Origin of the sequence: Actinomyces wuliandei (assembly GCF_004010955.1) — a bacterium.
Taxonomy (GTDB): Bacteria; Actinomycetota; Actinomycetes; order Actinomycetales; family Actinomycetaceae; genus Actinomyces; species Actinomyces wuliandei.
On the sequence record NZ_CP025227.1, the window covers coordinates 1,838,002 to 1,849,693 of the forward strand.

The window sequence follows — 11,692 nt, forward strand, 5'->3', positions numbered from 1 at the left end:
GGCTAGCAGGCAGACCGGGAGAGAGCAAGGAGACGCCCCGACCCTCACCCGCTCAGTACGCCTGGACAGGCTAGCGAGGTGGACGGAGGTCACCAAGGCGCTGGCCTGGACCCCCGGCCTAGCCTCTCAGGGCGACGGAGCGCAGGCCCGTTGCCATACCCGCGACTGCCGCGCTGGTGAGCACGACGAGACCGGTGCCAGCCGACGCCGTGATCATCCACCAGGTCAGCTCGGCACCGATACCCCTCAGCGCCAGCCCGTTCTCGAGAAACACCGTGAGGCCGCCTGCCCACAGGGCGCCGACGAACCCGCCCAGAGCTGAGGCGCACACACCCAAAACGAGGTGCTGCCCAAGCTGGGCCACCAGTACCTGCCGCACGGACAGCCCCATCCTGCCCAGACTGGTCAAGGTGGGTCTGCGTGAGTCGATCTCGTTGCGGTACACGCCGAATATACCGGCGGCGGCCGCTGCCACGAGCTGTAGCCCCAGCATGACCGACAACGCTGAGGTTGAGGCGATCGAGGCTCCCAGCGCCTGGTTCTCGGCCTCTGCGGTATTGAGGTGCACCTGGTCCTCAGGTATCAGGTAGTCGAGGTCTCCGAGATCATCTTTTGTCAGCGCGCTCTGCCCGTCTGACCGGATCTCTACGTAGGAGACCTGGCAGAGGTCCTGAACCTCGCAGAGGTCGCGCATAGAGACAACGATCTGTCCGTCATCAAGACCAATATAGTCAGCAACCGCCGTCACGGTAAGGTCAAGCCCTCGGCCGATCGGCAGGTGCAGCTGGTCGCCTACTGCGAGGTCAAGAGAGGCGGCAGCCTTCCTGCTGATAATCGTGAGACCGCGGGTGTCACTCAGGTCGCGCACCTTCTGTGCCCCCGCGTTGTAGGCGGCTGGCATGGCAGAGCCCGCGGAGACTCCTTGGATGGTGAACTGTCCGCTTGCCAGGGAGGTGGTCATCAGCACGCCTGGTGAGACCTGCTTGATGGCGGGCGCATCAACCAGCCCCAGAGCGTCCTGATAGGACAGGAAGCCTGAAGTCGGCAGCTGGTCGGCTGGTGCGGACTGGAGGTAGTAGTCGTTTCTCAGCAGCGACGCCACAGACTGGTTCCCACGTTCCACCAGGGCGAGAGCGGGCGCCGTCGATGCCACGAGCATTCCGTTGACCGCCGCGACGAGCACGGCCAGGACCACGTTGCCCCTGAGCCTGCGGGAGGCACCCAGCAGCGACAGCCCCGCGACCCCCCTGAGGCCGAGCCCGGCCGAGCGGCACAGGCGGGCCAGCCCGACCAGGCAGGCAGGGACGAGCCACAGGGCCGCGGTCCCCAGGAGGGTGCCACGCAGCAGCGGGAGCGCCGCACCACCTGCGGCGCAGCACAGGGCGATGGCAGCGCCCACGACAACCGCCCGCCTGGGAGTGGTAAGCAGACCCGCCTGCCCAGACCGCAGGTACACCAGGCCGCTGTCAACGTCACCAAGGACCTTGCGGGTGGCGTACGCCCTGCCCAGGACGGCGGCAAGGTATGCCGCCGCCAGCAGTGCACCCACCTGGTACCAGGCTATGCGCAGCGTAGGGGTGATCGGCAGCCCACTGGTCACTGCTGGAGGGAGCCAGTCGAGCAGGGCACCCGCAAGACCGACACCGAGCCAGCCTCCCGCGACCAGCGCTGGCAGCAGCACCAGGGCCTGCTCGCCCAGAGACCATGACGCTATGGCGGCCCTGCGCACACCAAGCATCCTCAGGACGGAGTACTGGTGCTGCTTGCGACGTACCTCGATGAGTGAGGAGATGTAGATGAGTAACATCCCGCCGAGCAGGGCGCCAGCAGTGAAGACTGCCGAGACGGTCGCCATGAGCTGGTACTGCCGGCTCACCAGCTCCGCGTACTGCACCACGCTCATCACCGAGTACTCCTCCCCCAGCACCTGGTGAAGGCTCTCCTTGAGTGAGTCGGCGCTGGCTTGCGGCGAGCGCGTGAGGAAGACAGCCTGAGGCTGCTGGGAGCTGATACCCGCCAGCAGGTCAAGCGGCAGCACGACAAAGTTGCCGCTATTGACGGCACGCGCCGCCTCGGTGTCCACCACAGAGACGTCGTCAGGGTCGATGTCAATATCCCGCAGGCCGCTGGTGAGCCGCAGCCCACCCGTGCCGCTCCTGGCAGCCCGGTGCCCAAGACCAACAAGTCCCAGGTCGTCCTCGGTCTCGCCCAGCGCGGATACCGGCTCCCCAAGACTCCTCAGGCCTATCAGGACAGTAGAACTGCCGTCCACCTCGCCCTCGACCCAGGACGCGCACAGAGCGCTGTCCACACCCTCCGCCTGGGAGATCCGTTCAATCTCGCTGGAGGTCAGGCCCTGGCCGCTGGGGGCGACGACGACGGTGTCAGCACCTGAGGCAAGCTGTGTGACGAAGTCCTGCGAGCCTCTCGTCAGCGACGACCACACAAGCGTTGCGCCAACGATGAGTGCGACGTTGGTCAGGAGCACCAGGGACTGGAACAACTGAGGCCACACCGAGGTTGCGAGGGACCGCCGGGTGAGTCGGAAGAGACGTATACCAAGCATGTCGCTTAATCCTGTCTTCTGAGCCCGCCGTCACTGAGAACAAGAACCTCGTCCATCCTGCGCGCAACTGCGGCGTCGTGCGTGACTATCAGCAGGCGGGTGCTGCGGGCGGCCTCCGTGAGCGCCTCGACCACCAGGCTGCCCGTCTTGGGGTCGAGGTTTCCTGTGGGCTCGTCGGCGAGGATGAGTGCGGGCCTGTTGACCAGGGCGCGCGCGACCGCGACCCGCTGCATCTGGCCGCCCGAGACCTGTGACGGCAGACGTTCTGCCAGGCCATCACAGCCCACCCGTGCGAGTAGGTCAAGCGCGCGGCTCCTCCTGGCAGCGAAGGAGCCTCCAAGCGCGACCGAGGGCAGGGCGACGTTCTCCCACAGGCACAGCTCCGGCACCAGGTTGAACTCCTGGAAGACCATCCCTATGTTCCTGAGCCGGTACTCGCCCCGTCGTGAGTCGGGCATTGCCGTGACGTCTGTGCCACTGAGCACGACGCAGCCTGAGTCCGGTCTGCTCAGCAGCCCGAGCAGCGACAGCAGGGTAGACTTCCCGCAGCCGCTCTCCCCCAGAATAGCCGTCGACGCGACGTCGTCACCAAACACGTGCGTCAGGCTCTCGAAGACGTGGTGAGAGTGGTTCTGTCCGTCTCGGAAGGTCTTGGAGACGTCCCGCAGCTCAATCATGTCAGAACCTCCACGTGTCGATAATGTAGGGCAGCGTCCTGGCCGCGTGGAAAAGCCCCTGCCTTCCCTGTCTGGCCCAGGAGCGAATCAGGGTCGTGCGGGCGCGGATATCAATCCTGCGCGCAGGGACCGGCGCCTCCAGCGGATCAACATGAGCGTTGATCACCCGCACCCGACGTGTCGTGGCCCGGCCCTGGTCCATCCTCTCGAGATCGGCCCGTGACGTGACGGAGACATACTCGATCGCCGGGAGGAGCGCGGCAAGGGCTGGGGCATTGAATGGAGCGGCCCAAGCGCTAGGGACAAGGCCTCGAAGCTCCTGCTCGTAGCGCACCGCCCCCAGGCCGCCATTATTGAGTACCAGGACTGTGAGGTCAGGCTGTACCGAAGAACGGCCGCCTCCAGCTCCCGAGGCAGTCCCTGCAGCGTGGTGCAGGAACTCTCCCAGGCTTAGAGCAAACCCTCCGTCGCCAGTGATCACGAGCAGCCGCCTAGTAAGACAGTCCGACACGCCCAAGGCGGAGAGAGTGGCGGCTCCCATCGTCGCGAAGCCCCGCGTATACAGCACCTTATAGCCGCGTGGCAACGTGCGGCTGGCCCAGAGGGTGCTCAGCCCGACGTCAACAAAGATCATCGTCTCAGCAGGGGCATACTGCGAAACGACCGCCCGGACCGTCTGACGTGAACTAGGGCGTGCGGCGCTCATCCTCTCAGTAAGCCGTGCCCGCGGACGGGAGAACTGAACAGCCGCGTCATGCAGCAGGCGAAACCAGTAGTGGTCCCGCTCGGGTGACGGAAGCGAGCAGCGCAGACGGTCCAAAACATCGCCTATGCTTCCGCAGACCTGACGCCCTGGATCACTCCGTCCCGCCAGGACGGAAGGATCCTCGCAGACGTCGAAATAAGGGCGGTCGAGCCGAAGCGTGTCATGTGCGAGCCCTCTGTTGGTCAGGCCCAGGTAGATGACTAGGTCGGAGTGCGACCTTATCCGCTCACACTCCACGCTGCCGGAGCTACCAATCATGCCAAGGCAGTGCTTGTGAGAGGCGTAACGCCACAGCGACCCCATGGTACACAGTACTGGAATCCCGGCCTGCCCTGATGCCTGCATCACCTTGTCGGCGCACGGAATGCTGCCGGAACCAGCAACAATAACCGGGCGCCGACTGCTGCTTAACGCGACCGACAGTGCCCCCAGATTGATAAAGTCACTTCCGGCGGAATAACGACGCGAACGACTGCGCAGCGCGGGAAAGTACTGTCTGACCCTATCCGAGCCGACACCGTCGACCTCGATCTCTACGTCGCCGCCGTCGAACGCAATATCGTATATCCCGTTCGCCGCCGACAGCAGCGAAAATACCGAGCGGGACGACACCGCGGTCCTGTATCCAAGTCGGGCGCACCCACCAGCCGCGAGAACGGACGCCTCAGCGGTCGCTGACTGAACGGTACGGCTCTTTCCGTCCCTCTCAACGGCGACGGTGACCTGGCGGGGACGGACCGAGAACCCTGACTGGTCGACTGGGCTGAAACCGAACCGAGCGGAGGCCGGGCTCATCGGCCTATTCTGGATAGTGTCCGTGGCGCAGCAAGTGGCAAGAAAGGACGTGCTGCGAAGAGCCGGTCCGATGACCCGTTCGCAGACCGTTCTGCCGCTATCGCTGTCATACAGGAGCTGTATGCTGCCGGTGGCCCGGCAAGCCGCACAGATGAAGTCAGCCAGGCAGTCAAGGACGTCCGCCAGGTAGAGGAAGGACTTGCTGACCTCGGTGGCTGTGCGGCTCGCCGCGAGCAAGTACCCGACACCCCAGCCCGCAGGCAACTGCGCCCCGGACCCACTCCTGGCCCGAGAATCAGGCTCCCTGGCATCATGGCGGAGAAGACTTTCCGAAATAAGCGGGCCACCTGCCGCTCCTGCTTCCTGGCGGGTTGGCGGGAGGGGAGGAGAAGGATGGGAGCATGGCGGTAGACTGCCATCATCCTGCCACGGCCTTACGTGCCCCAACGCCGACGGGGAGCCGACAAATGTGTCCCTATCCACACCGACAATGCAGGGAAGCTGCTCTCGGTCAACCAGATCAAGCCGGGAAGCGTCGAAGCGAGCGTCAACCATATGTATACCGAGGTTGTGCGCGAACCTCTCCGTTTCGATGTCCTGAAAAGAGCCGGGTGGGTCTCCCGGCGCTGGCATGCCTATCACGAAGACAGTCGGCAACCGGTGAGCGTGCGCATAGACAATGGATTGCAGGAGGTGTGCAGCCCCAGGCCCCGAGGTGCCGACAGCAATCGCTGGCGCGCCAGTTTGCAGGTAGCACGCGAGGGCGGCACAGCCAGCTGTCTTCTCGTTGAACACTTGGTGAAAAGAGGTGTCGCATGCCGAGATCAACGAGTTGCAGGTACCGTTCACGGAGTCGGCAGCCATTCCGAAGGCGTGCCGGACACCCATCCGGGCGGCCAGACGGAGGAGCGCGTCAGGCGGGGTCATGTGTTCGTCCTTTAATGTAGATATTGAGCCTCAGAACACCAAGCAGGAACGTAGTCGTTGACATCAACGAGAATCCGGCAGCCTCAAACTCGTGGACAACACTCCTCCAGTCAGGGCTCATCCTGATCTCGCGCACTGTGTGTGCCAGGACAGGTCGGCTGAGAATTGTAAGCAGCGACTCAAGCGCGCGCAGGACCCGGACCAGCAGCCAACGCATCAGCGGGCTTTCTGGCAGCGATAACTCTAATGAGACAAGTCGGCCCGCTGGGGCCAGCAGCCTCCCGCTCATGGCAAGTACCTGCTCACCGCCATCCCCCAGGTCGTGGTAAGCTAGTGACAGCACCACACAGTTGAACGAGCCAGGCGGAAGCTCGAGGGTAGCCACGTCCTGGGCCAGCACAAGGTCGTAACAGTCCCTGGAGACTGCCTGAGCAAGCATCGACCGGTTGATGTCGACGCCGATAATTGTGCTGCCGGGATAGCGGAGACGGAGCGCCCGCCCAAACTCACCCGTCCCGCAGCACAGGTCCAGGAATTTGTTGGAAGTTGTGGGCAGAGAATCGATCGCCTTTCTGCGTGCAACTGTAATCCTGCCGCAGGTCAGTATCCTGTTGATCGAGTCATAGCGGCGGGCGACGGCGGTGAAGTTGCGCTGCGGCGTCGTCGGCCGACCGGCCGTCTCTGCTGATTCTGACGACACTGTCACAGTGTCTCCCTGATGAGATCCTTGAGAGGCATCCAGCACCCTTCGCATGACAGGGAAGGGCGTCGACTCTTTGCACCAGCTCCCGCCTAAATTTCTTGAGCAATATATCAACCTCCTGCGCCTGGGGACGCTGGACCTCGCGCCTTGGTCTTACTGCGGCCGACGTTTCCTCGACGCCTCCGTTGTTGACGTACTCACGCACGGCCTCAAATAGATCAAAACCTGCGCCGTGCAGGTCAAACGCTGTGACGAGCCCGTTCGACTCGTCGATACCAAGCGGCTTTCCGGCGGGGACGGAACTGGGGAGCACCCTCAGGAGATCATCGCGTACCTGGAAGGCCATACCGAATAGTTCTGCCATCTTGAGGAGATCGTCGCGTGCTTCGAACCCACCGGGTGCCATCGCGACCGCTATATCGCACATTGCAACAAAGTACGACGCGGTCTTGTTGCGGATGACCCGCATATAGGTCGCCAGGGAGAGGGCCTCCTGGCTCCGAACGGCCGTTGTAGCGCTCCTGGTGGCCGCCTCCTCGAGATGCTCACCTTCACACAGCCTCGTCCCCATGTCAGCAATCGTGCGGACTATCTGGGTCGCGACGTCGGGTGGGCACGCCGACGACAGCCCACGGAACATCGAAAAGAGCATCGCGTCACCAGTTATGATTGCGGTAGCGGCGCCGAACTTCGTGTGGAGTGCCGACCTTCCACGCCGCAGTGGCGATCCGTCGATGATGTCGTCATGTATGAGTGATGCTACATGACCCATTTCTATAGCTTCAGCGACATCCAGTAGGCCAGAGTCATCCGGTTGAAGTCCTAGACCTGCGGCTGTGCACACAAGCAGGCGAGGCCGGACTAGTTTTCCTGGTACTTCACAACTGTACGCCGCACGGGCTCCCACTGAGCTGGGCATGGTGCTGATTGCTCGGCTAATGTGCTCAACGATTTCTTCCTCAAGACTGCTGCTCATGTCTCTCCGAGGTTCTGGAAATATACCAGCCCGCCCTGGAGTCGAGCGGTACTATCATGGCGGTTGCAAGACCCAGCATTGACAACAGCCACAGATTCATGTGATACCCAGCCTCAGCGGGAAACGCCCAGGACGCGACGAAGAGCGTGGTGGCGAGCATGTCCCACTTCATTCTGGCGTTCAGGGCTAGTGCGTCAAATGTGCGGACGAAGGACGTCGCGTGCCCCACACACAGCAGGAGAACAACCCAATGCATGATTATTTTTAACGTGGATGCCGTGGATGCGAACACATATACAGACGCTGCGACATAGGCTCCTGCCTCGAACAGCACCGCCGTTACTGCGGCGTTCCTGTAACTGGTGAAGATTGTTGCTGTCGCCTTGAGGCCGGCCCGCTTGTCCGCGTCAAAGTCTGGTAGATTCTTGATAAAGAACTTTCCGCACATGACGAGGGCAAGAAGAGCTGTGGGCCACAGCCTGAGCTGGGAACCGCCGATAGTGGCCCAGCGGTTCGACACAAGAGAACCGCCGATATATGGCAGCGCCGCCACTAGGGCGAACGTGCATGCCCCGGCAAGCGGTTGGGACTTAAGCCGGAAGGGCGGCATAGAATACATGTACATGAGGCCAATCCCTACAGGCGCGACGGCGAGGGTGGCGAGGCTGGTCGCAGCCAGAAGAAGAGCCAGCACACCAGTGGAAGAGACGAGCACTACTGTGACGCGGGTGCTTCCGAGCCTCCTTACGGCCAGAACCCGGTTGCTGAGGTGGTAGCTGTCCTCAGTGACGTCGGTGGTCGCGTTGTGGAGGTTGGCTACTGCGGGCACAAGGTAACTGGCAATGAGCGCCGACAGGAGCCGCCACGTCCAGGAGATTCCTGTGGTGCTGAAGGCTAGCAGGAGAGAGAAGACGGACACGAAGCAGGTCCGCGGCCTGGAGAGGGCGACTAGGGTTACCGCAGTCGCACGACCAGCAAACCGCTTTGCCATGTATAAAGTGTAACACTCGAGACATCATCATTCATGTGTAGCGAAACACTACTATTTGCATTCTTGCCTCCACTCCCGGCGGGCCGCAGGCAACTCGCTGGACCTGACCGGTCCCGCCTGGGTGGTCCCGCAGAGTGCGGCTGCTCAGCAGAACCAGGCAGCGCAGACGTCGGGGCGCAGCCAGTCAGGAGACGCGGGTTGGCGACGGCTGCCACCCCAGTGTGCGGGCGGTCTCCGGCAAGGACCTCTGCGTCCTTACCGGGGGTCCGGCCGCCTACGCCGCAGCTCCTCAGAGAGGCGGGCGTGGAGCTCCTCGGATGTGACGCCCAGGGGGTCTGTGGAGATAGAGCCAGGCCCGAACCCCGCCATACCCTCATTGGCTCGCACGGTAGCGGCCTTGAGCCCGCTGATCTGGGTCCTAGGCCACTGGGGGTCGACGAAGTCGATCTGGACCGAGTCGATGTCCTGGATACCCATACGGACCCGAAGGGGGCGGAAGCCGGCCACCTGCTCCCAGGGGACACGGCGCACGCAGACCGCGTTCGTGCGGTTGTCAATCCCGGCGTCGTCCACGCGCAGGGCGTGACCACGCCCCAGCCGTGCTGTCCTCACCGCGGTATAGGAGAAGAACACGATGCCGAGAAGGCCGACGGCGACGCAGGTGAGCCGTGCCGAGCCGCTTCCCAGCATCGCAACCAGTACCCTCGGCGGCTCGATGGCAAGGACGACGATGCTGGCTATGACGAGCACGAGCGACCCCGCCACTCGGGGCAGGATGTAAGAGGACTTGTGCTTGATGACGAGTGGTTCCATGCCCCCATCCTCACCCCAGGCACCCGGTTCCCGCAGGGCGTGTCGAGGTGTACCAAATCCTCACAGATGACTGGCGCGTCGGTACTTTATGAGGATTCCGTACACCTGTGAGGATCCGGGGTCCTGTGTGGGGTGGGAGGTGGGGTGGGAGGGGTGTCCGCAGCGCGCCCTAGAGCAGCACCGTGGCGAAGGTGTCCACCTGGGTGAATCCCACCGAGCAGTACAGGGCCAGGGCGGGGGCGTTGAAGTCGTTGACGTAGAGGCTCACCGTGCCCTGCGGCCCCACGTGGTCGCGGCGCACCGCGTCCACCACGGCGGCCGTCGCGACAGCCCCCACCCCCCGGCCACGCAGGTCCGGCCGGGTCCACACCCCGGTGAGCATGGCCACGTGGTCCCGCGCGCTGTGCCACACGGAGCCGACGTCCGCCTTAAAGGCCACCATCGCAGCTGAGCCGGGGCGCGCAGGTGCCCCGGTACCGTCGTCCAGGACGACGTAGCTGCGTCCCGTGGACACCAGCCAGCTGACGTGGCGCGCGTAGGAGGAGCCTGTAGTCGTCGGGTCGTAGCCGACCTCGGCGGTGAACATGGCCACCGAGGCCGGCATCACCAGGGGCTCCTCCCGCCGCGTGGCAGCGTGAAGCCCCTGGGCCACCCAGCCCAGAGCGGGCCGGCGTCGTCGCTGACCTGCCACGAGCCCCTCTCCCCCGGGCGAGGCAGGAGCGCGCAGCAGAGGCTGGTTCCAGCGCTCCTCGCGGGGTACTGCCCCCAGCCTGCGCAGCGGCTCCCACAAGGCCGCCACGTCCCGGGCCACACCGACCACCGAGCCGTGCCGACCGAGGCGGGGCCTGGTGTGCTCGGCCAGGGCCAGGAGCGTGGAACGCGCAACACCACCATGCCCGGTACCAGGCCTGGGGGCGAGCCCAAAGGGCATAGCGACACCCGTGGTCCAGGCCGCGCCGACAGGCGCCTGGGGGTCTCCCGCCACGACGACGTCCCCCCGGCCCCACCTGCTCCAGCGCTGCACCTGGTGAGCCAGCGGAGTGGCCTGGACCGGCTCCGTGCCACACAGGCCCAGCAGGCCTCCGACCCTGTCTGCAGCCACAGGCACCAGGCCCGTGCCCTCCGGGCCTCGGCGCCGCAACCGACTCACCAAGGTCATACCGCTCTCAACCCGTCCTCAACCCGCTCTCAACACTGTCCGCATCCTTGGCCTAGACCCTCCTCAGACCTCGTGTCCTCTCAGACCACGCCCTGCTAGCCGGCAGCGGAGACCATGGGAGCCGTGCCCACCAGCGCCTCCTCGCCAAGCTCACGGGTCATGTCCTCGGCCATGTCCTGGGCGTAGCGCAGCAGGGTCTCCACCACCTGCTCCTCGCGGACGGTCTCGACCACCTTGCCACGCACGAAGATCTGGCCCTTGCCGTTTCCTGAGGCGCAGCCCAGGTCGGCCTCCCGCGCCTCACCCGGACCGTTGACCACGCAGCCCATGACGGCCACCCGCAGCGGGGCGGTGACGCCCTTGAGCCCCTCCTCGACCTGCTCGGCCAGGGACCACACGTCTACCTGCGCGCGCCCGCAGGAGGGGCAGGAGACGATCTCGAGCTGACGCTGGCGCAGACCCATGAACTCTAAGAGCTTGGTACCGACCTTGACCTCCTCCACGGGTGGGGCAGACAAGGACACGCGGATCGTGTCACCGATCCCCTCCGCCAGCAAGGTGCCGAAGGCGGCGCAGGACTTGATGGTGCCCTGGAAGGCCGGGCCGGCCTCGGTGACCCCCAGGTGGAGCGGCCACTGCCCGGCCTGGGACAGCAGCCGGTAGGCCTGGACCATGGTGACCACGTCGTGGTGCTTGACGGAGATCTTGAAGTCGTGGAAGTCGTTCTCCTCGAACAGGCCTGCCTCCCAGGTGGCCGACTCCACCAGCGCCTCGGGCGTGGCCTTGCCGTACTTCTTGAGCAGGCGCGGGTCCAGGGACCCGCCGTTGACCCCGATACGCAGGCTGACGCCGTGGTCGGAGGCTGCCTTGCAGATCTCGGCCACCCGGTCGTCAAACTTGCGGATGTTGCCGGGGTTGACGCGCACGGCCCCGCACCCGGCCTCGATCGCGGCGAAGACGTACTTGGGGTTGAAGTGGATGTCAGCGATGACCGGAATGCGCGACTGCCTGGCGATGACCGGCAGGGCGGCGGCGTCCTTGTCGGTCGGGCAGGCCACGCGCACGATGTCGCAGCCCGCTGCGGTCAGCTCGGCGATCTGCTGGAGGGTGGCACCGATGTCGTGGGTCTTGGTGGTGGTCATCGACTGCACGGTGACAGGGGCGTCCCCGCCAACCTCAAGGCCGCCCACCCTGATCTTGCGCGTGGGCCTGCGCGGGGCCAGCACGGGAGCCTCGGCACGCACGGAGGGGATACCAAGATCGATCACGTCGCTCACGCCCCAAGTATGTCACCGGCGATCACTACCAGCCCCGCCCGG

Annotated in this window: 9 protein-coding genes and 1 pseudogene; all 10 read right to left on the reverse strand. The window is 64.7% G+C overall.

Annotated elements, in window-relative coordinates; translation table 11 throughout:
* Positions 1-118 precede the first annotated feature (118 nt).
* Positions 119-2,566 carry an FtsX-like permease family protein gene (locus CWS50_RS07580; RefSeq protein WP_127842298.1) on the reverse strand — a complete coding sequence of 816 codons (2,448 nt, stop codon included), beginning with the start codon at positions 2,564-2,566 and terminating at the stop codon, positions 119-121.
* A 5-nt stretch (positions 2,567-2,571) separates the two neighbouring features.
* Positions 2,572-3,243 carry an ABC transporter ATP-binding protein gene (locus CWS50_RS07585; RefSeq protein WP_127842299.1) on the reverse strand — a complete coding sequence of 224 codons (672 nt, stop codon included), beginning with the start codon at positions 3,241-3,243 and terminating at the stop codon, positions 2,572-2,574.
* Position 3,244: 1 nt separating this feature from the next.
* A complete protein-coding gene (locus CWS50_RS13490) occupies positions 3,245-4,621 on the reverse strand; it encodes a thiamine pyrophosphate-dependent enzyme (protein WP_243118235.1) in 1,377 nt (458 codons plus the stop codon).
* Between the two features lie 822 nt (positions 4,622-5,443).
* A pseudogene (locus CWS50_RS14065) lies at positions 5,444-5,731 on the reverse strand (thiamine pyrophosphate-binding protein); the annotation flags it as partial.
* Positions 5,718-6,437, reverse strand: a complete 720-nt coding sequence (locus CWS50_RS07595; RefSeq protein ID WP_164860104.1) for a class I SAM-dependent methyltransferase — start codon at positions 6,435-6,437, stop codon at positions 5,718-5,720. The pseudogene CWS50_RS14065 and the gene CWS50_RS07595, both read right to left, overlap by 14 nt.
* Positions 6,352-7,410 carry a polyprenyl synthetase family protein gene (locus tag CWS50_RS07600; protein ID WP_127842302.1) on the reverse strand — a complete coding sequence of 353 codons (1,059 nt, stop codon included), beginning with the start codon at positions 7,408-7,410 and terminating at the stop codon, positions 6,352-6,354. Before CWS50_RS07600 ends, CWS50_RS07595 begins: the two co-directional genes overlap by 86 nt.
* Entirely contained in the window at positions 7,394-8,401 is a 1,008-nt protein-coding gene (locus CWS50_RS07605) for a UbiA family prenyltransferase (protein ID WP_127842303.1), read from the reverse strand. Before CWS50_RS07605 ends, CWS50_RS07600 begins: the two co-directional genes overlap by 17 nt.
* 255 nt (positions 8,402-8,656) lie before the next feature.
* Complete coding sequence (locus tag CWS50_RS07610) at positions 8,657-9,214, reverse strand: STM3941 family protein (protein WP_127842304.1); 558 nt, start codon at positions 9,212-9,214, stop codon at positions 8,657-8,659.
* 169 nt (positions 9,215-9,383) lie between these two features.
* Entirely contained in the window at positions 9,384-10,373 is a 990-nt protein-coding gene (locus tag CWS50_RS07615) for a GNAT family N-acetyltransferase (protein WP_127842305.1), read from the reverse strand.
* Positions 10,374-10,468: 95 nt separating this feature from the next.
* Positions 10,469-11,650 (reverse strand): flavodoxin-dependent (E)-4-hydroxy-3-methylbut-2-enyl-diphosphate synthase, encoded by a 1,182-nt coding sequence (gene ispG, locus CWS50_RS07620; protein WP_127842306.1) that lies wholly within the window; start codon positions 11,648-11,650, stop codon positions 10,469-10,471.
* Positions 11,651-11,692: the final 42 nt, after the last annotated feature.

What these genes read in the sequence shown, in the direction of transcription:
- CWS50_RS07580 (WP_127842298.1), bottom strand. Translation starts at nt 2,566, where the DNA reads ATGCTTGGTATACGTCTCTTCCGACTCACCCGGCGGTCCCTCGCAACC.
- CWS50_RS07585 (WP_127842299.1), bottom strand. Translation starts at nt 3,243, where the DNA reads ATGATTGAGCTGCGGGACGTCTCCAAGACCTTCCGAGACGGACAGAAC.
- CWS50_RS07600 (WP_127842302.1), bottom strand. Translation starts at nt 7,410, where the DNA reads ATGAGCAGCAGTCTTGAGGAAGAAATCGTTGAGCACATTAGCCGAGCA.
- CWS50_RS07605 (WP_127842303.1), bottom strand. Translation starts at nt 8,401, where the DNA reads ATGGCAAAGCGGTTTGCTGGTCGTGCGACTGCGGTAACCCTAGTCGCC.
- CWS50_RS07610 (WP_127842304.1), bottom strand. Translation starts at nt 9,214, where the DNA reads ATGGAACCACTCGTCATCAAGCACAAGTCCTCTTACATCCTGCCCCGA.
- CWS50_RS07615 (WP_127842305.1), bottom strand. Translation starts at nt 10,373, where the DNA reads ATGACCTTGGTGAGTCGGTTGCGGCGCCGAGGCCCGGAGGGCACGGGC.